General features: G+C 56.6%; 16 protein-coding genes. 8 read left to right on the top strand and 8 right to left on the bottom strand.

Going from position 1 to position 22,042, the window contains the following annotated elements:
* Window positions 1–308 precede the first annotated feature (308 nt).
* A complete protein-coding gene (locus RBB63_RS06205; protein WP_309382187.1) occupies window positions 309–3,452 on the bottom strand; it encodes a sulfatase in 3,144 nt (1,047 codons plus the stop codon).
* A gap of 252 nt (window positions 3,453–3,704) precedes the next feature.
* Entirely contained in the window at window positions 3,705–6,875 is a 3,171-nt protein-coding gene (locus RBB63_RS06200) for a PAS domain-containing hybrid sensor histidine kinase/response regulator (protein ID WP_309382185.1), read from the bottom strand.
* A gap of 123 nt (window positions 6,876–6,998) precedes the next feature.
* Here RBB63_RS06200 and RBB63_RS06195 point away from each other — a divergent pair, with 123 nt between their 5' ends.
* Entirely contained in the window at window positions 6,999–8,966 is a 1,968-nt protein-coding gene (locus tag RBB63_RS06195) for a phospho-sugar mutase (RefSeq protein ID WP_309382183.1), read from the top strand.
* Between the two features lie 121 nt (window positions 8,967–9,087).
* Here RBB63_RS06195 and RBB63_RS06190 read toward each other — a convergent pair whose 3' ends face one another.
* Entirely contained in the window at window positions 9,088–9,477 is a 390-nt protein-coding gene (locus RBB63_RS06190) for a hypothetical protein (protein ID WP_309382181.1), read from the bottom strand.
* Window positions 9,478–9,697: 220 nt separating this feature from the next.
* Between RBB63_RS06190 and RBB63_RS06185 the strand changes: the two genes are divergently transcribed.
* The gene (locus RBB63_RS06185; protein ID WP_309382179.1) at window positions 9,698–11,074 is read left to right on the top strand and encodes a phenylacetate--CoA ligase family protein; all 1,377 of its coding nucleotides are present in this window, start codon (window positions 9,698–9,700) and stop codon (window positions 11,072–11,074) included.
* Window positions 11,075–11,145: 71 nt separating this feature from the next.
* Window positions 11,146–11,394 carry a hypothetical protein gene (locus RBB63_RS06180; protein ID WP_309382177.1) on the top strand — a complete coding sequence of 83 codons (249 nt, stop codon included), beginning with the start codon at window positions 11,146–11,148 and terminating at the stop codon, window positions 11,392–11,394.
* Window positions 11,395–11,405: 11 nt separating this feature from the next.
* Here the strand turns inward: RBB63_RS06180 and RBB63_RS06175 are convergent, their stop codons facing one another.
* Window positions 11,406–11,879: a hypothetical protein gene (locus tag RBB63_RS06175; RefSeq protein WP_309382175.1), complete on the bottom strand. Its 474-nt coding sequence runs from the start codon at window positions 11,877–11,879 to the stop codon at window positions 11,406–11,408.
* Window positions 11,880–11,943: 64 nt separating this feature from the next.
* Between RBB63_RS06175 and RBB63_RS06170 the strand changes: the two genes are divergently transcribed.
* The 3 genes from RBB63_RS06170 (at window position 11,944) to surE (ending at window position 14,363) form a co-directional block, all read left to right on the top strand.
* Window positions 11,944–12,813, top strand: coding sequence for an SMP-30/gluconolactonase/LRE family protein (locus tag RBB63_RS06170; RefSeq protein ID WP_309382173.1), 870 nt, complete (start codon window positions 11,944–11,946; stop codon window positions 12,811–12,813).
* Between the two features lie 106 nt (window positions 12,814–12,919).
* Window positions 12,920–13,480, top strand: a complete 561-nt coding sequence (locus RBB63_RS06165) for a PEP-CTERM sorting domain-containing protein (RefSeq protein ID WP_309382171.1) — start codon at window positions 12,920–12,922, stop codon at window positions 13,478–13,480.
* A 109-nt stretch (window positions 13,481–13,589) separates the two neighbouring features.
* The gene (gene surE / locus RBB63_RS06160; RefSeq protein ID WP_309382169.1) at window positions 13,590–14,363 is read left to right on the top strand and encodes a 5'/3'-nucleotidase SurE; all 774 of its coding nucleotides are present in this window, start codon (window positions 13,590–13,592) and stop codon (window positions 14,361–14,363) included.
* Window positions 14,364–14,365: 2 nt separating this feature from the next.
* Here surE and lgt read toward each other — a convergent pair whose 3' ends face one another.
* The 4 genes from lgt to RBB63_RS06140 form a co-directional block, all read right to left on the bottom strand.
* Window positions 14,366–15,259 carry a prolipoprotein diacylglyceryl transferase gene (gene lgt / locus RBB63_RS06155; RefSeq protein WP_309382167.1) on the bottom strand — a complete coding sequence of 298 codons (894 nt, stop codon included), beginning with the start codon at window positions 15,257–15,259 and terminating at the stop codon, window positions 14,366–14,368.
* Window positions 15,260–15,410: 151 nt separating this feature from the next.
* The gene (locus RBB63_RS06150) at window positions 15,411–15,647 is read right to left on the bottom strand and encodes a hypothetical protein (RefSeq protein WP_309382165.1); all 237 of its coding nucleotides are present in this window, start codon (window positions 15,645–15,647) and stop codon (window positions 15,411–15,413) included.
* Between the two features lie 306 nt (window positions 15,648–15,953).
* Entirely contained in the window at window positions 15,954–16,739 is a 786-nt protein-coding gene (locus RBB63_RS06145) for a cytochrome c oxidase assembly protein (RefSeq protein ID WP_309382163.1), read from the bottom strand.
* A gap of 840 nt (window positions 16,740–17,579) precedes the next feature.
* On the bottom strand, window positions 17,580–17,999 hold the full coding sequence (locus RBB63_RS06140; protein WP_309382161.1) for a hypothetical protein: 420 nt from the start codon (window positions 17,997–17,999) through the stop codon (window positions 17,580–17,582).
* Between RBB63_RS06140 and RBB63_RS06135 the strand changes: the two genes are divergently transcribed.
* Both RBB63_RS06135 and carB read left to right on the top strand, forming a co-directional pair.
* On the top strand, window positions 17,980–18,558 hold the full coding sequence (locus RBB63_RS06135; protein ID WP_309382159.1) for an HD domain-containing protein: 579 nt from the start codon (window positions 17,980–17,982) through the stop codon (window positions 18,556–18,558). The two genes, RBB63_RS06140 and RBB63_RS06135, sit on opposite strands and share 20 nt — an antisense overlap.
* A 146-nt stretch (window positions 18,559–18,704) precedes the next feature.
* Window positions 18,705–21,935, top strand: a complete 3,231-nt coding sequence (gene carB / locus RBB63_RS06130; protein ID WP_309382158.1) for a carbamoyl-phosphate synthase large subunit — start codon at window positions 18,705–18,707, stop codon at window positions 21,933–21,935.
* Window positions 21,936–22,042 lie beyond the last annotated feature (107 nt).

Genomic DNA, 22,042 nt, shown 5'->3' with positions numbered 1-22,042 from the left:
ACATCTCGTTGGAACGACGCAGGCTGGGGGGCTTGCGTCGTTCTTTTTGTACGCCACGCCCAGTTATCTGCTAGCGAATTTATTATTTGAGCGACGCTGATCTTAGTTAGGTAGTGTTTTCACTGCGGCATCAGTCGTCTCTGCTTTGTTCATGATGCGCATCATGTTTCTAAAAGCACTACCCAGCAATTGGTACAAGCAAAGGGCGGAACCACTTGAGTTCCGCCCTGCTTAAATATGTTAGTTGCGTTTCTGCTTGGCATTTGCCCAATGGGCAAATTGATCGGTCCAGCCGGAGGCTGGGGGGGCTAACGGGCAGTGACGTCGGTCATCGTTAAGGTAATGGGCGACTTGTGCATGCCGATGAAGACGCGAAGCTCCTCAACTTGCTTTGGATCGAAGTTGGGCGTATTGGGGTCCAGGACAATGGACAACGTTTCGGTTTGTCCGGGGCCAATTGTTGCTTTGGCGCTGACGGCTTTTTTCGTTTGCTGAGTGTGCCCCGGGTTCGCAACAAAGGCAAACGCCTTAACCGGCTCGGCGCTGTCATTGGTCAGGGTGACGTCGACTGCGCTGTAGCTGCTGAGGTCCCAGAGGCCGCCTTCCTGCGGGAAGAATTGAACACTGGGCCACTTGGGGCTGAGTTCAAAGTCGAGTCGCGCGGATTTGCCATCAGGGTTGGGCGCGACTGTCGCAAAGCGCAGCTCGGTGTTGGCGCTGGAAATCTGGCTCATGTCCAACAATTCGCCTCCGGTCACTGCCTTGGCGGTGGCGTTGCTGGCCGCTGTGCGCGTTGGTGCGCTGCTGGGTTTCGCGGCTCCGTGGTCGCGGATATACTGTATTTTGCCCAGGCCGGTGCTGCCTTCCTTCACCATGGGATTTGCTGCGCCAGAATTGGATGCCTGCGGGGCGCTGCCACCCTGCGCCGAGCCGCCAACTGTGGTGACGCTGTTTACGCGGAGTTGGGCGGGGCCGTTGAGCTTATCGACAAAGATGCGCAGGTAGCTCACGTCGTTGGAACGGAATGCCGGGCTGTCGCTAAACTGAATGTGGATGACTTTGGTGTCGCCGGGCGCGAGCATCACGTTGCTGTTCGCACGCTTGCGGTCGGCGTTGGTGTCGTCCGGATTCGCCACATAGGACTGCGCGCGAAATTGCGTGTTGCCAAGGTTGGTAACGGAGATGTCCACACCGCTTGCATTGGACAAATTCCAACCGCCAGCCGGCGCCATGAAGTCGACGCTGGGCCACTTGGGGTTGTTCTCGAAATCGAGGATGAGCTCTCCGTTGCTGACTGTCCCACGGGAAAAGCGGGTGGGCAGCGTGATTGGGTTTACTGTCGCCGGATCGAACAACTCGCTGCCTTCGCCTGCAAGCTGGGTCGGGGCGGAAGTTGTGGCTGCGGGGCGTGCGGAGGCCTGCGGCGCAGCAGACTTGAACTGTCCACCGACTCCGGTAACGCTGTTGATGCGTAGCTTGCCGGGGGCGCTCAGCTTATCAGCAAAGATGCGCATCTGGGCAACGTTGGCAGGGTTGAATGGGCCCTGGCTGTCGGAGAAGTTAATCTTGATGGTGCGGGTGGCGCCGCCGGGTACGTATTCGCCGCCGCCTGCGCGTTTTTTGTTCGCGTTGACGTCGCCTTCGTTCGCGACGTAGGCGGTGACGCGGTATTGCTCAGGGCTCAGATTGGTCACGGAAACTTCGAGGCCGCTATTGGCGGAGAGATTCCAGGAGCCGCCCGGTGCAAAGAAGTCTACGCTGGGCCATTTTTTACTCAGCTCGAAGTCAATCATGATGCCGTCGCCATCGCGGGAAGGTTGGGCAAAACGGTTGGTGGTGGCATTGAGGTTAATCGCGGCTAGGTCAATGTTGGTCGCGCTGCCAGCGGAGGCTGCCGCGACTGGTTGAGGCGCGGTTACATAAGTTTTGAAGTAGTCGAGCATCTGGGCCTTGAGCTCGGCGGCGACGTCTGCGTAGGCGATGTTTTCCGCTTCGTTCACGGTTTCCAAGGGATCGTTTTCGTAGTCATAGAGCTCCACGAATTCGACCAGGCTTGGATCGAAAGGCATGTTTGTGCGCCAGTTTGCGCCCATCCACATGACGTAGCGGTAGCGCTCTGTGCGCAGCGCGTAGCCCATGGTGTCCTTTTGGCGGTTATATTGACTGATGGAAAAATCCTTCACCTTGGCGTTGGGGTTTTCCATGACGGGCACGAGGCTCACGCCTTCGAGCGGGTAAGGTTCCTTTAGGTCTGCCAATTGAACGAGCGTCGGGAAAATGTCGACAAACTCCGTCATGCTCTCCACGCGTCCTGGCTTGAAGCCTGGTGCATGAATGATGAGGGGGGAGCGGGTGGCTTGCTCGAAATTACTGTGCTTGCACCACATGTCATGGTCGCCGAGGTGCCAGCCATGATCGCCCCAGAGAACAATGATCGTGTTGTCGGCGAGGCCGAGTTCGTCGAGCTTGTTGAGGACGCGGCCGATCTGGGCGTCGACATAGGAGACGCAGGCGTAGTAGCCGTTGATGAGCGCGCGGGCGGTGTCGTCGTCGATGGATGTATTCCAGTCTCTGGAAATATCGGAGTATGAGCGGAGCTCGCCATACTTATGATAAACCCAGTCTGGCGTGTTTTCCGCGTGTTCACGGAATTCGGCCAAAGGCAGGTTTTTCTGGTCATACAGGTCCCAGTATTTCTTGGGCGCGACAAAAGGAAGGTGAGGCTTCATGAAGCCGACGGTCAGGAAAAATGGCTCCTTGGTTTGCGCGTAGGATTCGAGTTGATCGATGGCCCAGTTGGCGAGTGCGCCGTCGGCATAGGCATCGTCCGGGATGTCGAGTCCTTCCATGGAAGGCTGTGCGCCCTTGTCGGCCATGTAGGTCATGCGCTTGCGCCAGTCGCGAATGTTTTCGGCCTGCATTTCGGCGTAAACTTCCTGTTCGTGCTCACCTTGGTAGAACGCGTTGTCGTGAGCGGGGACAGGGAAGCCTTCGGCGTAGGGCAGGTCTTTTTTCGATGTGAAGGGGACGGACCAGGACTCTGGGTGCTCGTTGCGGGCGCCGTGCATGACTTTGCCCGAAGCGGCAGTGGTGTAGCCATTTTCCTTAAAGAGCTGCTGCATCGTGACTGCCTCCGGGTTGGAGTCCTGAATGTTGGTGCGCAGATCCCAGACTTTGGTTGAGTCCGGGCGCAGCCCGGTGAACATGCTCATGCGCGATGGCGCGCAAACGGCTTGTTGGCAGTAGTTATTGAGCATGACGGAGCTGTCGTCCGCCAGACGGTCGATGTTTGGCGTGATGGCCAGGCTGTCGCCGTAGGCGCCCATGCTGGGCTTCAAGTCGTCGACCGACAGGAAAAGCACATTGGGGCGTTCGGCGGCGCGGGCGGACAATACGCCGCATAGCAAGGCACAAGCGAGCGCCGCACGGGAGAGGGATATTCGGAATTTCATAGGGAAAACAATCGCTGAATTACTTTACCCGATAGCCTGTGATGTGCAAGGCGCGCTGACAATGTCTCCCCAGTGGAACATTATACATGTTTTTTTGAGGCAGAAGGGAGATGGGAGAAGGCAGAAGGGGCGAGATGGATTGAAAGTCTCAGCGAAGAAATACTCGCAGATTGAGGTAGATTTGTGCGGGTCGCGATTAGCCCAGCTATTCCCTTCTGCCTTCTCCCATCTCCCTTCTGCCTAACCCAAAAACTACCTCACCGGGTTGGGGGCGCGGCGGAGGGCGGCTTCGAGTTCCTGAGGCTTCAAGGGTTTGTTGAGGAAGTCGTTCATACCCGCAGCGTAGGCTGCTTCCTGATCTTCCTTCATGGCGGCGGCGGAAAGTCCAATGATCCAGGGAGATTCGCCGTCGCGGCTGAGTTGACGGATCTCACGCGTGGCGGCCAGGCCATCCAACTCTGGCATTTGCACATCCATGAGGATGAGGTCGTAAGCTTCTTTTTGATAGCATTCGACGGCTTCGCGGCCATTGGCGGCGTTGTCCACCAGGCAGCCGAGGCGGTTGAGGACGAATTGCACGACCTTGCGGTTGATGGGGTTGTCTTCAGCCAGCAAAATGCGGCCTGGGTAATCAACGCGGCCAAGCGACGCATCGCATTTGCCGCTTAGCTTGGAGGGATCGGTGACGGTTGCGCTGAGGGTGAAGTGGAAAATTGTGCCCAGCAGGCGGGAACTCTCGCACCAGATTTCCCCGCCCATCAGCTCGACGAGACGTCGGCTGATCGCTAGCCCGAGACCCGTCCCACCATGGCGACGGGTGATGGAGGCGTCCGCCTGGACGAAGGGTTCGAAGAGCGCATCCGCCTGTTCTTTGCTGAAGCCAATGCCAGTATCGGACACCGAAAAGTGTAATTGCACGGCGTCATCTGCGATGCGAGTGCAGGAAACCTTAACGGTTATCCGGCCGCGGTCAGTGAACTTGATGGCGTTGCTGACGAGGTTAACCAGCACCTGCCGAATGCGCATTTCGTCGCCAATGATGGCTTCGGGCACATCATCATTGATGCGGTGAATGAGCTCGAGTTTTTTCTCTCCGGCATGGGTGGCGTAGAGGCTGAGTGCGCTGTTGATGATGGAGGCGACGTTGATGGGGCGGAGATCCAGCACGAGGCGCCCTGCCTCGACTTTGGAGTAGTCGAGAATGTCGTCGATAATGGTCATCAGTGAGCCGCTGCTGGTCTCGATGATGCCAAGATAATCCTCCTGCTCGTCGTTGAGGGGGGAGTCCTTGAGGGCTTGAATCATGCCGATGACGCCATTCATCGGCGTGCGAATTTCGTGGCTCATCATGGCCAGGAATGCGCTTTTGGCGCGGTTGGCGTCTTCTGCGGTTTCCTTGGCGGCAATGGCGTCCTGCTCGGCGCGTTTTTGCTCAGTGATGTCCCAACTGCTGCCAATGATGCGCACGGGGTTCTGGTTTTCATCCAGTTGGACCAGTGCGTTACCTGTGATGTAGCGAATGTCGCCTTCGGGCCAGACGATACGGAAATTCAGCCGGTAATTGCCCCCGCGTTCGATGGCGCATTTGATCGTGCTTTGAAAGGGTGGGTAGTCATCGGGGATGATGACCCGCGCCCAGCTATCCATCGCCCCGCTGAAGCGTTCGATCGGCAGGCGATAGATTTCGTGCATGATGTTGTCCCATTCCAGCTTTTCCGCTGCGAAGTCGTACTCCCAGATGCCGATGCGGGCGGAGTTGGTGGCGAGTTGAAAGCGCTGGTAGAGTTTGGAAAGATCTTCCTCCGCTTGCTTGCGCTGGGTGATGTCCATCGCGGCCCCGCGATAACCAGTGAGCGTGCCGTTGCGGTCATACATCGGCACGCCGCTAATGCTCAACCAGACAATGCTGCCGTCTTTGCTCACGTTGGGCACTTCGAAGCCGGTGAAGGTTTCGACATTGGCGAAGTGCTGCGACATTTGCTTGTGCAGAAATTCCTCAAAGCCAGGGGCCACGATTTCCTTGGGGTGGCGGCCAATGAATTCTCCAGGCGAATAACCAGTTACATCCTTAACCCGGTCGGAGGCGTAGGTGAAGTAACCATTGATGTCGTGCTCCCAGATAAACTCACCTGCCGCGTTGCTGATGTCGCGGAAGCGGCGCTCGCTCTCCTCGATGCGCTCGCGGTCCAGACGACGTGTGGTGATGTCGTTGGTGATGGCGATGAAGTTAACGAGCTTGCCGTTGATGTCGTGGATGGGCGTGGCCTCCACTTCCACCCAAAAAGGAACGCCCGACTTGCGGTAGTTTAAAATTTCGACGTGAAACCCCTGACCGCTGCGCACGCAGTCGCGCATTTGTTTATCGATTATTTTATCCGACGCGGCGCCTTGCAGGACGGAGCCAGGCGTTCTGCTGATTACCTCCTCCATGAAATAGCCGGTCATTTTCTCGAAGGCTTTATTCACCCAGGTCAGGCGGCCTTTGGAATCTGTGATGACGACCCCGGTTGTCGTCTTACTGGCCACCAGAGACAGGCGCTTGAACGCCTCTTCCTGCTTTTTGCGCTCGGTGATGTCGGTGTGCGTGCCGAGCATGCGGGTCGGTTTGCCATCGTGGTCAAAGACAGCCTTGCCACGGGAAAGAATCCAGCACCAGCCACCGTCTTTGGTGCGCAGGCGAAATTCGAGCTCCAGCTTGGAAACTTTGCCGTCCATGTATTCCTGAATGAGTTCCATGGACTTTGGCTTATCGTCTGGGTGCACCAGCTTTTTCCAGGAGTCAAAGTGGTTCTCGATCTCGTCGGGCGCGTAGCCAAGCATGGACTTCCACCGGTCAGAAAAGATGATGACGTCGGTGGTCAAATCCCAGTCCCACACGCCATCGTCGCTGCCTTCCAAGGCAAGCTGCCAGCGCTCTTCGGTTGCCTGGATGACGCGCTCGGCTTCGGCAAGTTCTTCAATGTCCTGAGCAATGCCGTAGCGGATTAATTTATCCCCGAACGGCTTTCCCATGCACACGGTCAGGCGCAGGTAGCGTGTTTGCCCATTCGGTTTGCGAATCCGAATGCGCGCAGAGCGTGACTGACCTTCCGGCAATGGTTCCGCGTAAATGCTGCGTGCAGATTTCTGATGCTCTGGAACGACCACAGCATAGATGTCTTCCAGCTTGGGTTGATAATCTGGGGCGACATTGAACAGCTCCCTTAACTCGGGTGAAATGGTCAGCTTATTGGTTTCGGGGTCGATCTCCCAACTACCCATATTGCCGAGCAAATGTGTTTTCGCGTAGAAGGACTTTTGTTTTTCCAACTGCTCGATGCGCGCTTCGTGGGCGCGCAGAAGCTCACGCAAGCGCTGGATTTCTGCATTTGCGTTGATCGATAGGGCAGCCTCAGGGGCGGCAGACGATCGGCTGTCGTCCATAGGGAATTATATCCAACAAAAATCGCGCCCGAATTGCCACTCAGAAATCAACAAACTTGTAACGCGCGGAATCCGCAGTTTTTTGTTTATCCATTGGCTCAATCCTGCGTAGTCTACGCGTTTATGGCTACCGTGTTGGAAAAAATCAAGCAAGCTGGCGCTGATGGTAAGTTGTTGGCGACTTCCGTGGAAAACCTCGAAGCCTTCGTTACTGGCGGCTTCTTGCCAGACTGGGCGTCGTCCGCGATCGAAGAATTGGTCGACGCAGGTGAATGGGAAGAGCTCAACGACCGCTTTTTTCAGCAAATGAAATTCGGCACCGGCGGCATGCGTGGGCGCACCATCGGCCGCGTATCCGCGAAGTCGGAAACTGGAACGCCTGACGAAAAAGACAGCCCCGAACACGCGGCGGTCGGCACCAACATCATCAACGATTTCAATATCGCACGCGCCACGATCGGCCTCTTCCGCTACTGCAAGCAGTACCTGGAGGAAGAGGAAATCTACGATACGCCCAAGATCGTTATCGCCCACGATGTGCGTTATTTCTCGCGACATTTCTGCGAACTGGCGGCGAGCATTTGGACCAAGCTCGGCGGCTTGGCGCTTATTTTTGACGGTCCGCGCTCCACGCCTGCGCTGAGCTTTGCAGTGCGCAACCTCAATTGCACGGCGGGCGTCGTCATCACCGCGAGCCACAATCCGCCGCATGACAACGGCTTCAAGGCTTATTTTGCTGACGGCGCTCAAGTGGTGTCTCCGCACGCCGAAGGCATTATCGACCTCGTGCGCGCAGTCGAATGGTCTGAGCTGCCGGAATACCTGGACATCGATATTTCCAAGGTCGTCACGCTCCCCGAGACGCAGGACGAAGCCTACCTCGATGTTTTGGAAGACAATGTTTTGGATCCGGACATCCTCGAAGAAATTCACCCCAAGGCAGTCTTTACGCCGATTCATGGCACCGGCGGCGTAGCCTCCGTGCCGCTGCTGAAGGAGTTTGGCATCGAAGTGGTCGATGTGCCCGAGCAGTGGATCATGGACCCGCGTTTTCCGACGGTTAAGTCGCCCAATCCTGAGAACGCCGAGGCGCTCAGCATGGCGGTCGCCAAAGCCAAGGAAGTTGGCGCGGACCTCGTGCTCGCCACGGACCCGGATGATGACCGTATGGCGTTGGCTGCGCCGGATAAAAATGGCGAATGGACCCTTTTTACCGGTAATATGACTGGTTCCATGCTGGCCGAGTATCGTGTGAAGACTTTGCAGGAAATCGGCATCTTGCCAACGGAAGGCACCGAGCATGCCGCGCTCATCAAGACCTTCGTGACCACTCCTTTGCAGGAGGAAATCGCCAAGGCAAATGGCCTGAAGTGCATCAATACGCTGACCGGTTTTAAGTGGATCGGCGAGAAGCTTGGCATCTACCAGAGTGAGCTGGAGGAAAAAATGTTTGAGGAGGAAGGCATCGCGCTGGATTACGACGAGACCGACCTTTCCACCCGCGCCCAGCTGCTGCTGGAATACAGCACGTTCTACGTCTTTGGCGGAGAGGAATCTTACGGTTATCTGGCCAGCGACCGTGTCCGTGATAAGGACGCCAACGCCGCTTGCCTCATGATCTGTGAGCTCGCCGCCTATCTCAAGAAACTCGGCAAAACATTCCAGGAATACTTGGACGAAATTCACCTGAAATACGGCTACCACCTCGAGTCTCTGGTCAATATTTACTTCGAAGGCGCGACAGGGGCATCGGCCATCCAGAACATCATTGCGAGCTTCCGCAACGACCCTCCCAAGGAGATCGGAGGCGTTGGCGTCAAGGAGATGATCGACTTTGGTAAGGACGATTTAAAGGACGCGGACGGCAAGAAGATCCCGAAGGAAAACTTCTACTTCTTCACCTTGGATAATGGCTACAAGATCGCGGCCCGCGGTTCTGGCACTGAGCCTAAAATCAAGTTCTATTGCTTTGGCAAGGAAGACGTCGAATCCGCCGAGGAGCTGGCAAAGGTTCAGGCAGAGACCAAGGTCAAACTCAAGGCCATGGAAGAGGCGATTGAAGCCGAGGCCCGCAAGCGCGCCGAAGGTTAAGAAGCGTTTCGCTCCAACCAAAACCTTGGCGCACTGTGCAAAGGCACCCATAATAGTAGCGCGATCCCTGTTTCGAGGAATCGCGCTACCCTATGGATGTTACTGCTACTACTGTACTGCGCTAGATGAAAATTCGCACGCCCTGCCAGAGTAGTAGGCCAAAACCCGTGAGTGCGCCAAGAGCTGGTATTGTTGGCGTATCTTGATTTCTTTTCACTGGCTGGGGATAGGTAAGATCCTGAACCTGTTCAGTGGATAGCTGAGAGTCAGGAGTTAAAAGGCTACTGTTCTCGTCGACTAAATCGATCAGGATTCCAGTCGTTGATTCTGATGTGGCTGTGTAGGGAAACATCGGAGAATCGACTTTCATGAACTGAGGCGATTCCTGATGGTTCTCCTGATGCACGATAAGCGCCGACTCTGGAGCTTCAGGTACGGACATGATTGCGCCAAAGCACGATGTGATTGCCGATGATAGTGTGATGAATGGAATGAGTAGTCGTCGATTCATGGATGACTTTCTGGTGTGGAGGGCGTGATTCTATCATCTCATTAATTAAAAGCGTATTAATCGGGAAAAGCTGATTCACCCCAGATGAATACAGGCATTCCGCCCATGTGTATGCGTCCTTGACCTCAAGCCCATAGACTGGGCAAGATGTCTACATGCCCGCGCCACTCCTGGTTTCGATGTGTTTACTTTGCAATGCAAAGTATGTTTCTGCTGATTCATGAATGCTGCTGAACAAATACGTGAAGCCAGTATCCTACGGTTTCGAGAACAACTACCGGCGGCGATTGAGCGACTTCGTTGGTCGCGTGCGCAGCTATTGGCCAACCAGGAATTGCGCTTGCGTGAGATCCTTGCTTTCGCGAAAGCGCATTCGCCATTCTACGGAGAACGGTTGCGCGGCGTGAACCCCGAGACATTCACCCTGGCGGATTTGCCGGGCATCGAGCCCATTACCAAAGCCGACGTCATGGCGAACTGGGATCGCCTGGTAACCGACCCGGCATTAACGCTCGAACGCGCCAACGCCCACCTTGCCGCTTTGCGCGATGGCGTGAAATCGAACTACTATTTGGATGATCGATTTTACCTCTCCGCGACGGGTGGCTCATCGGGAACTCGCGGTCTCTACGTTTGGGACGAAGACTTATTTCTAGCGACGCTGGCGACCACGAACCGGATTGAGGCGTTGCATGATGCGACCAAACCGCCCCGCGACCCCCGTCGCACTGCGGTTATCTGTGCAGGGAGTTATTTGCACGGTAGCCGGATGTTGTTTCCGGTGGCGGCAGACCCAGGGCGAGATGTGCGCGTGTTTCCGGCAAACACGTCAATTCGCGATTTAGTGGATCAGCTTAACGACTACCAACCAGATCGCCTCGTGGGGTATTCATCTTTGGTGGAAGAGCTATGCGTCGAGGCCTTGGAAGGACGGTTGAAAATTCCGCTGCTGCGCATTTCAGTTAATTCTGAACCACTGACCGATGAGGCGAGGGATAATGCCCGGCGCGCTTGGGGCATTGGCATTCACAATGGCTGGGGTTCGGTGGAATTTGGCGTTACTGGCGTCGAAGGCGATGCGTTTGATGGAATCCTTTTGGCGGAAGACGTGTGCATTTTTGAAGCCATAAGCGAACACGGCGCTCCGATAGAAACTGGTGAGGCGGACCACTTGGTCATGACGCGTTTTTACGGCCGGGCAATGCCGCTCATTCGCTACGTCATGACGGATTCGCCGGTGGTCGCTGCGCCGTCAGGGCAGGGGGAGGCTCCCGCCTATCGGCGCATTACGGAAATCCGCGGTCGCGCTGATGTGTGGTTTACTTATGGTGGATTGAAGATCCACCCGATGGTATTCCGTGGCGTGTTGGGCCAGCAGGCGGCGATCATAGAATATCAGGTGCGCCAGACGCCGCTGGGCGCTGACGTGTTCTTGATTGCTCACGAGACGCCTGACCTAGCGGAATTGGCGCGTGACATCGGCGCAGAGCTGTCGCAGGCCGGTTTAGCAAACCCACAAGTGAGGGTTTCCGTGGTGGATCAGCTCGAACGGCACCCCGAAACCAACAAGCTCACGCGTTTCATCGCCCTGAAGTAAACCACCGAATCCGCCTGACTTACACGCTTGACGGTTGAGCCCTTTCGGTGACAATCGAACACGCTATGCGTATGCCACTGATTTTCTCTTCCTGCCTGACATTGGGCGTATTTCTTTTTGCTGGTTGCGGCGATGAGCCAGAGAAAGACATCGAAGCCACTCCGGTTGGCTCGGTTCTAACCGGTGAAACGACGACGACTGAAGGCTACTTGAAAAAAGTCGAAGCAGGCAACAAGGCGCGCCAGCACGAACAATCCTACGAATCGCCTTTTGATCGCGAAGAGCCTGGCCAGACTGGCCTTCAGGGCGACCGCTATTAAATATAGCTCGCTTACTTGACCGTAAGCACTTGGCCTGGCGCTCCATTGGGCAAGGAAAAGTCATTGCCGCTGCTCAGGCCGAGTAAACGATGAGCCAGCGGGGAGTCCGCCGTGATGACGGTGATTTCCGTCTCATCGACATGCAGCGTTTCGCCGCCGCCACTGGGGGCAAAGAAAAACCATTCCGTTGTGCGCCCTAGCTTGCAGTTAAACAAGGCGCCTCTCTGGATGGAGGTGCAGGGGCGCGCCAGTTCGGAGGCCTGCCCCTTGATCATGCCCAGAGCGCTTGCGAGCTGCTTCGCTTGGCCAGCCTGCCCAGCGGCGAGGTAGGAAGCTTCGAGGCCCTGGGTGTCCCACTTGCTTTCGGCCCGGGATTCCTCGCTGGTTGCGTAGGCAGCGGCGTCGCGCGAGGCATGGTCGGCGGCGGTGAGTTCGGCTTCCAGTTTTTCGATGAGCGCAGAAACGACCCGGGCTTTTTCTAACATAGCGTAGCGTTTAATGGCTCGTCTTGGCCTTGCCAAGTCAAAGCGAAGTAGCTGGGATGGAGTCATGGAGATCTACACACCACGACCTGCTACGTATCACATTGCCCAGTTGGGGGAGGGGCCCTTCTGGCACGAGGGAAAATTGCACTATGTCGACATCGACCGCAAACAGCTTCGTCGGCTGGAAGGCGAGGAGTCTGTGCTCGTGCATCAGTTTCCCACGCCGATTGGCGTGGCGGCCCCAGCCGTGCAGGGAGGGTTTATTTGCGGATTGGAAAATGGTTTGCATCACCTGACCGTCGGCGGCGAGTTGATCCTGATTGTTGACCCAGAAGCAGGCAGCGACGCCAATCGCTTTAACGATGGCAAATGCGATCCGATAGGTCGCTTTGTGGCGGGCACGATTTCTTATGCGCGCGATCCAGTTGGCGCCTCGCTCTATTCGCTCTCTGCGAGTGGTGATAGTTGCCAGAAAATCCTGGGCGAGGTCTGTAACTCCAACGGACTGGCGTGGACCAAGGATGCGCACACCTTCTACTACATCAACACGCCTTCGCGCCAAGTGTGGAAGTTTGACTACGATTTGCACAACGGCCACCTCAGCAATAAGGAAGTCGTGATCGAGATCCCGCCCGAAGATGGCAAGCCGGACGGCATGTGCATCGACTCGGACGATAATTTGTGGATCGGCCATTGGGCGGGCTGGCAAATTGCGCATTATGATCCGCGCACTGGCAAAAAGCTCGGTAAGGTCGAGATGCCGGCGGCAAATTGCACGAGTTGCTGCTTTGGTGGCGAGCATTACGACAAGCTCTATATTACGACTGCGATCAATGGCCTGTCCGATGAGGATCGAGGCAAGCAGCCCGATGCTGGCAAAGTGTTTGTTGCGGACGTCAAGGCGACTGGCTATCCAACGAAGGCATGGGGATAGGGAGTGCTTGAATTATATACAGAGGTTTGAGGCTGTTGGGTTAATTGCTTTAGGCCTTATCTCTTTAGATTGACCTTCTTTGTTGGGTGCCTATTTTAGTCCCTATATGATTAAATCAACCTTGCTGCTAGTTGGTCTAACCGTGTCCGCTGCGAATGCGTTTGGCACACTTAATTTTCAGTTTAATGTTTCGAGCCCGACGACTCTTGAGTATTCGTTCGAAGGGACTATCGATGCGCCGACGCTTCCAGAAAACGAAGGCTACATTTTGCTGGTGGATATTTCCGGGCCGGTTCAGGCCTCATTTAGCAGCATCTCGGGAGGTGGCCGTATTGGTTTTGGTTCCAATTACCTCGATCAAGTCTACGTAGGTTATAATTCGTTGGCGTATGACGAGCCTCTGCAGTTGCGCTTCGTCAATTACATTCAAGATGGTCAAGTGGCCAATGGTTCGGGTGAGATTACTTTTAACGTGCCGCATCAGTTGACGAATTCAATGTTCATGGATGGTGTAACCGGCATTTATCTGGGCTCGGATGGGACTTTTCCGGATGTCGTCAAGGGACCACTGCAGGGCTACGCTTCTGCTGTGCCAGAGCCGTCTACCTATGCCGCTGTTTTGGGACTTGGCGTACTGACTTTCGCTTGGCTGCGTCGCCGCAAGTAGCAGGCGTTGCTGAGAATTGCTTAATTGTTTGGGAGGATGCATTCCCGGCAATTATCTGCTCCGCTGGTTTAGGCGTTTACCTTGGTGCGAGCTTGGGTAGCCTGAGTTTATGTCTGAAAAAAAACACATCCTCGTCACCAATGATGACGGAATCGATTCGTTTTTCCTGCGTGTGCTGGTGGATGCGCTGGTTCAGGATTTTCGCGTAACCGTCGCCGCACCGATGGGCGAAAAGAGTTGGATTGGCCGCGCGATGAGCCGCCAGGGGCAAGTGCACCTTGCTGAGTATGAGAACTTCCCATGCCGGGCTTTTGCGCTCGATGGCACGCCCAGCGACTGTGTGAACATCGCTCTCGGGCATCTGCTTTCGGATGACATGCCCGATGGCGTTTGCTCTGGCATTAACTTGGGCTTTAACTGCATGGCGCCGCTTATTTTCTCGTCAGGCACGGTGGCGGGCGCATTGGAAGGCGCAGCTTGGGGCCTGCCGTCGTTGGCATTTTCTCATCAGGTGCCTGATACCGCCTATGAGCATTTGCGGCAGAACCATGGCATGGCCGAGGGCGAGCTGGTGACGAGCCTACAGTCGGCGGGAGAATGGGCCTCCAACTTTGCATTGCAAAGGTTACGCGAAGGACAAGATGGGCTGGTGGTGCACAATTATAATTTTCCCTCAATGACCACTGCTGCGTCTGAAGTTGAGGAAACCGCGCTGTCACCGTTTAATATCAAGTGCCTGTTTAAGCGCTCTGGTCCGGCGTCGTTTGACTTCCAATACGCCGATGGCGAGCCGCCAACCGATGGGCCATATGACTGGGCTTGTCTGTTGCGCGGCAATATCAGCTATACGCGCCTCGACTTTGGTCGTGTCTCGCGGATCTAATCCTATTTTACTTTGTCCTGCAAAGTATCTGGCTTTGCTTTGCGTCGCAAAGTAATGATTGCTGCGCCGGCGATGATCATGAAGAGCGAGTAAAATGCGCCGCGCGACATGCCGAGGATGAGTGAGGCGTCGGGCTCGCGGAAGACTTCCCCCGCGATGCGGAGCAGGGCGTAGCCGATGAGAAATTCGCCGGTTAGCTGACCGAGCGAGCGTTTGTTCGGGTCGCTGAGCCAAAAACGCGCTTGCATGTAGATGGTCAATACAAGTCCCTCCATCGCCGCTTGATAGAGCTGTGATGGGTGCACTGGTTGAGTCCAGAACCACTCATTGTAGCCGGTGAGGGGATTGTAGCGGTAGTCCAGAAAATGCATGCCCCAGGCGGAGTCGGTAGGCCGTCCATAGAGTTCGCCATTGATGAAGTTTGCGATGCGGCCAAACAAGACTCCGGGTGGTCCCAGTGTGCAGGTGATGTCGGCCACCCGCCAGAACGAGGTCTTGGTTTTACGGGCAAACCACAGCATACCGAGCACTATGCCGATCATGCCGCCATGGCTCGCCATGCCGCCCTCCCACACGCGTAGAATTAGCAACGGATTTTGCAGCAGTTCGTCGAAGCGATAGAGCAGGAAATAACCCAGCCGCCCGCCAATTAACGTGCCCAGAATAATGGCGAACAGAAAATCCGCCTGTTGGTCGGGATTGTATGGTGAGCGCCCGCGCTTGTAATAGAGCCGGAGCAGGAAAAAGGCGACGGCGAACCCGGCCACGTAGGCGAGACCATACCAGCGCAGGCCGTCAATCGGCCAACCTTCAGGAAAGCGGATGATGAACGGATCCAAGTCATGGACCCAATGCCCGGTTTCCGGTTTGGGCGGCAGCTGTGCTAACGTGATCACGGGCCCATGGAGTCAGCCAGAAGCAAGTCAGTCAATCCAACGCTGTTGACAGGACAAAAATCGGATGACCGCCTGGGCGGCTCGACCCCTCGGAAAGAGGCCGGGCCCAGGCAGCATTCGCCACAGTAGGCTGGCTGGCAGAGTAGGTTGGCTATCGGCGGCCGTCCTCAATGAGGTGCTTGAGGTCGTCGACGCGGAGTACGCCATGTGAGACCTGCCGTAGGCGGCGGGCGCGGTCTTGAAAGCGCTCGGGTGGATTTTCCCGAGTCAGGCCGAGGTTCAGACAGTGCAGGATCTCATTTTCCAGTGTCCGTTTATCCCGCTTGGCGCGGAATTTGAGCCGTTTTAACAGCTCGGGGGGTAAATCAAAGCCGGTTGGGGTTGGCATAAGCTAACCGTATAGCCTCTATTAGCGAAATGCAAGCATTTTGCACGAATTACCGCTTGATCATCGATCAAGAGCGTCAACGTGCCCATTGCCGCCTCTGCGAGCAGGTTCAGGAGCGCCGCTACATGGTTTTGCCGTGCTGACCTATCGTTAGCTCGGCGGACTGGTCGTTTCAACAATCGCCGAGAAGGCGGCCAAGCATTCGGGCCAAAGTGGAGCAACTTGCGCGCAGTCAGTCATGTATAAAAGACTGATGATGTGTTCCCTTGGTTTTTAATTAAAACATAATAATATTATCAGAAGCTCCTAGGCGGTATCTGGATTGTCCTGCCGATACCAGGCGTAGAAGCACCAGCCGAGCAGCGTCAGTGAGACGCCCATGTTAGTGACTTTCATGATCAGTCCGCCGAGTATCTGGTCTTGCAGTGGAGACAGGTGCGTAATGCGCGGCGCCCATTCATAAGTGGGGTAGAGGACTGTGTCAGAGAGGGTCAGGAACCCAAACACCGGCAGTTGACCGACCATCAATAAGAATAGGTAAATCATGCGTGGCCCGTAGTTGATCGGCGGCACGAGTTTACTCGGGCTGATGATTGGCCACCACATCATGAGGGCTGGGATAAACATGCACCAATGCTCCAGGATGTGGGCGGTCTTATCCTGCAGGGCCAGTTCGTAGAGCGCCGGTCTGTGCCAAATCGTGTAGAGCGCCGTGAAAATTAGCCACGCCACAAACGGGTGAACCAGGATCTTCACCGGCGCGCGGATCACCTTCGTCGCCAGCAACCAATCAGCGAGCCAGGTCGGCAAACCGCGGATCAACAGCGGCGGTACGAGGTAAACCAGCAGCATGTGCTGCACCATGTGCGCGGAAAACAGGAAGTCCTCGCCCCACTGGTCAAGTGGCGAGCCCACTGTCAAATACGCCGCAATCAGGCCCAGGTAGAAGCTGACGGCCTTGAGCGCGTCAAATCGTTCGCCGGAGGCCAGTTTGTCACGCAGTGGCCCTGTCGCCAGGGCGTAGAGCCAACCAGCGCCAATCAACAGCAGGAGCAACAGCGGCTCCGTGTGCCAATGTAGGGGAATGGGCATGAAGAGATTAAAGTGAGCAGATTAAAAATTAAAGGCAACTCGGGGAGTACTCAATCTCTCAGAGGGCGTCTAAAATTTTCAGTGACCTGCACCGAGGGGCCCGGGGAGGGGGGGGGTAAAGCCGCCACAAATTAATATCAAAGAACATTGCCCCACCCGCCCGCTCGCCGTGACGAGGCGCAGGTGGGGCGCAGGCGGCTCAGGGGCCGCCGGCTGGAGCGACGGATCACTCCGCCACTCACACGTCGACGCGGCGCTGACCAGGCTGGCATAGGGCGTCGTGCAGTGAGTGGGTCGGGCAGAGCTGGGCGTCGCGAGGCTGATTGCTGTCACCAAGTCAGTTCGCGAATGAGCCTGTTTGCCCGGCACCCAATGCACGCGGCCCGAATGGCCTCGCATGGCGTCGACTGGGATACCTTCGCGGTGTTCACTATGGCGGATGGTAGGGGGAGGGGAGGTTCATGGGTTTGGAGGTTCGAAAGTTTGAAAGTTTGAAAGTTTGAAGGTTGGGATGTTGGTAAGGTGGGTAAGGTTGGATGAGTTATGAGTTTGAGTGGCGCGGTTAAGTAGCATAGGCGTCCCGCCTGTGCCTCGACTCCACCTAACCGAAACAGCACAGGCGGGACGCTTATCCTACGGCAGCGCAATGATGTGTATGGTGATCAATAAAACACTAAACTTACCGCGCTCGATCACAAACAAAAAGTGAACGCCCGAGCATTTTATTAGTGAGTGGCTTTCACTATTAAATCACGCTGATAATCAACGGCTTACATACGCAAATTTCAGCGCCGAACATGCGTTTCCAGGCACTGCCTAGTCCTTCTTTCGTTTCCGTTCTTAGTTAAACAGCCGTGTTTCCAGTGGAAATGCAAACGAGTAAAGCAGGTAGGCGGCCATGGCCATGGATAGCAGCGTGCCGCCCCAGAACATGCCGCGGCGAATCCAAAAACAGTCACGCCCACGGTGCGTCAGGAAGCACTCCATTGCCGGGCCCAGCAGGTAAAGCACGTTTGCCACCAGCGCCAGAACCAGCAGGTTTAGCTCGAAAAACTCGCGGCCCAAGCGCCCCCACAAATTTAGCTGCGCACAAAGCGTCACCGTCACCGCGATCAGCAACCCATTGTAAACCAGGCGGCGTTTCTCCCAACCCAGGAGGATGATCACGTAGTCTTCTTTCACGATTTTTGCGACAAAGGCGTTGGCGGTTTGTTCAGCGTCTCTTATATCCAATATCACTATGGAGGAAATTACGCGCATTCTGGACTTCATTGTTGAGGTTGAGAAACTGAAAAACGTCCACCGCAAGACCAAGCCCACGGGGCTGGACCGCTATGAAAACTCGGCTGAGCACAGCTGGCACGTATGTCTGCTCGCCCTAACCCTCCGTGAGCACGCCAACGAGCCGATCAACATCGACCGCGTCATCCGCATGCTCATTATCCACGATCTGGGGGAGATCGACGTGGGCGACACCATTATCTACTCCAGTGAAGCGCCCGAGCTGAAGGCCGAGGAAGCCGAGGGCGTCAAACGCCTCCTGGCCTACCTGCCCGCCGATCAGGCCGAGGAATACCTCGCGCTCTGGTATGAGTTTGAGGCCGGCGAAACGGCGGACTCCCGCTACGCGCGCGGCATCGACCGCATTCCGCCCATCCTGCAAAACATCAACAGTGACGGCCACAGCTGGAAAACGCACAACATCCCAGCCGAGAGCGTTTACGCGGTCAACAGCCGCATTGCCAAAGGCAGCGAGGCGGTCTGGGCCGTGGTCAAGGGCAAGCTGGACCAAGCCGTGGCCGATGGGTTGCTGAAATAATTCATCATCAGTCATTTGCAGATACGCGCCCTCAAAAGCCGCATTTCCCCCCTTCAATCTTTTTCCTTTTTCCTTTAATCTTACTTGCCCCCGCGCAAGTAGGCGCCAAAACTCCGCGAAATTTTGCCCAAATCTAGAACCCGACCATGCCCAAGCGCACCGACATTGAAACCATCCTGATCATTGGCTCTGGCCCGATTATTATCGGCCAGGCTTGCGAATTTGACTACTCCGGCGCACAAGCCTGTAAGGCGCTTAAAGAAGAGGGCTACCGCGTAGTGCTCGTCAATTCGAACCCGGCCACGATCATGACCGACCCGGACTTTGCCGACGCGACTTACGTCGAGCCGCTGACCCCGGAGATCGTTGAAAAGATCATCCAGCGCGAGAAGCCCAACGCCCTCTTGCCGACCCTCGGCGGACAGACCGGCCTCAACCTTTCGCTCAAGCTGGACGAGCTGGGCATCCTCGAGAAATACAATGTGGAGCTGATCGGCGCGAAGAAGGACGCCATCGAGCGCGGCGAAGACCGCGAGAAGTTCCGCCAGATCATGCTCGAAATCGGCCTCGACATTCCGATGAGCAAGACGGTCCACACGCTCGAAGGCGCGCGTGAAGCCGCCTTGGAGATTGGCCAGTACCCGCTCATCATCCGCCCGAGCTACACCCTCGGCGGCACCGGCGGCGGCATTGCCTACAACAAGGAAGAATTCGACAAGATGATCGCCTACGGCCTGGACGCATCTCCGGTCAACGAAGTGCTCGTCGAAGAATGTCTCCTGGGTTGGAAAGAATACGAAATGGAGGTCATGCGTGACCACAAGGACCAGTGCGTGGTCATTTGCTCCATTGAAAACTTTGACCCGATGGGCGTCCACACGGGCGACTCCATCACCATCGCTCCAGCGATGACGCTTTCCGACAAGGAATACCAGCTTATGCGCGACGCGTCGTTCGCCGTCATCCGCGCGATTGGCGTTGAGACTGGCGGCTCGAACATCCAGTTCGCCGTCAATCCCGAGAACGGCCGCATGATCGTCATCGAGATGAACCCCCGCGTATCGCGCTCCTCGGCGCTGGCCTCCAAGGCCACGGGCTTCCCGATCGCCAAGATCGCGGCCAAGCTCGCCGTTGGCTACTCGATGGACGAGCTGAAGAACGACATCACACGCGAGACCCCAGCCTCCTTCGAGCCGACCATCGACTACGTGGTCACGAAGATGCCGCGCTTCACGTTTGAGAAGTTCCTCGGCGCCGACGTCACCCTGACCTCGTCGATGAAGTCCGTTGGTGAAGCCATGGCCATTGGCCGCACCTTTAAGGAATCTTTCCAGAAGGCGCTGCGCTCGCTCGAAATCGGCGCCCGCGGCTTCGGTGGCGGCGGCAAATACGGCGACGACGACCTGCCCGACAAGACCGCCATCCGCGCCGGTCTCGCCAAGCCCACCATGGAGCGCGTTTTTTATATACGCTACGCGTTGCTGGCAGGCATGTCGCTCGACGAGGTATTTGAATTTACCAAGATCGACCGCTGGTTCCTCGTTCAACTGCAGGAAATCGTCGAGCTGGAAAAGAAGCTGCGCGACGCCCGTATTTCGGGGCTGACTCCCGAGCTGTTGCGCATGGCCAAGGAGAGCGGCTTCAGCGACGTGCAGCTCAGCCACATCGTCAACACCAAGATCCGCAACATCAAGAAGCTGCGCGACGAATACGGCATCAACACGGTTTACCGCCTGGTCGACACCTGTGCGGCGGAGTTTGAGGCCTACACGCCGTATTACTACTCCACCTATGGTTTGGAAAATGAGATCATCAAGACCGACACCAAGAAGGTCATGATCATCGGCGGCGGCCCGAACCGCATCGGGCAGGGGATTGAGTTCGACTACTGCTGCGTCCACGCCAGCTACGCCCTGCGCGCCGCTGGCTACGAGACCGTCATGGTCAACTCCAACCCGGAAACCGTCTCCACGGACTACGACACTTCCGACCGCCTTTACTTCGAGCCGCTCACGCTTGAAGACGTGCTCGAAATTTACAACCAGGAAGGTTGCTGCGGCGCCATCGTGCAGTTCGGCGGGCAAACCCCGCTCAACCTCGCCACGCAGCTCAAGGAAAACGGCGTAAACATCATCGGCACCTCGCCCGAAATGATCGACGCCGCCGAAGACCGCGAACTCTTTAAGCAGATCCTCGACCGCATCGGCCTCAAGCAGCCACGCAACGCCACGGCCCTGGCGCCGGAGCAGGCTTACGAGTTGGCGGGTGAGATTGGCTTCCCGATCCTCCTGCGCCCGAGCTTTGTTCTCGGTGGTCGCGGCATGTTCATCGTGTATGACACCGAGGAGCTGAAGCGCGTCATTCGCCAGGCCTTTGATGTCGCTCCTGGTCATCCGGTCCTCATTGACAAGTTCCTCGAAGACGCCATCGAGCTCGACGTGGACGCCATCAGTGACGGCAAGACGGTTGTCATCGGCGGCATGCTGGAGCACATCGAATACGCCGGCGTTCACTCGGGTGACGCAGCGATGGTCATGCCCCCGCACACCCTTTCCAAGGAGATGCTCGACACGGTTCGCGAGGCCACCTATGCTCTGGCCCGCGAGCTGGAAGTGGTGGGCCTGATGAACGTCCAATACGCGATCAAAGACGACGAACTTTACATCCTCGAAGTCAACCCGCGCGCCTCGCGCACCGCGCCGTTTATCTCCAAGGCAATCGGCACGCCGCTGGCCAAATACGCCGCTCGCGTCATGGCTGGCGAGACGCTGCAGCAAATCGGTTTCACCGAGGAAGTGACGCCGCATTACTGGGCCGTTAAGGAGGCCGTGTTCCCGTTCGTCCGTTTCCCGGGCGCGCCGATCACGCTGTCGCCGGAAATGCGCTCGACGGGTGAAGTCATGGGCCTCGACTACGACCTCGGCCTGGCGATCGCCAAGAGCCAGATGGCCGCTCAACCTGCCTTGCCGACCGAAGGCAACGTCTTCCTGTCCGTCCGTGATCGCGATAAGCCACGCGCTGTGGAACTGGCCCGTGAGCTGGATAAGCTCGGCTTTAAGATTCATTCCACTTCCGGCACAGCGACCGTTCTCGAAGAAGCGGGCATCCCGGTTCAGCGTCTGTTCAAGCTCAGTGAGGGCGCCCGCCCGAACGTGCTGGACATGCTCAAGAACGGCCAGATGCAGCTCATCATCAACACGCCCAGCGGCCAGACTCCGCGCATCGACGAAAACCAGATCCGCGAAGAAGCCGTGCTGCGCAAGGTGTGCATCATGACGACGCTCAGCTTCGCCGAAGGCGCGCTCAACGGCATCAAGGCCCTCAAGGAAAGCCCGCTCGAAGTGCGTTCCCTGCAGGAGTTCGCCCGGGAGCTTTAGCCGCGCCGCTGGCGCGGAGATTAAAGATTAAAGGAGTAAGATTAAAGTTCGGCTTGATGGATTGAAGTCCAGCGAGCCGAATTTTTTTGTGCCCAGCTAGCATTAGC

The organism is Cerasicoccus frondis, from assembly GCA_031296915.1.
GTDB classification, from domain to species: Bacteria; Verrucomicrobiota; Verrucomicrobiia; order Opitutales; family Cerasicoccaceae; genus Cerasicoccus; species Cerasicoccus frondis.
The sequence above is the reverse complement of the archived record's forward strand: the minus strand, read 5'-3'. Positions and strand labels throughout refer to the sequence as shown.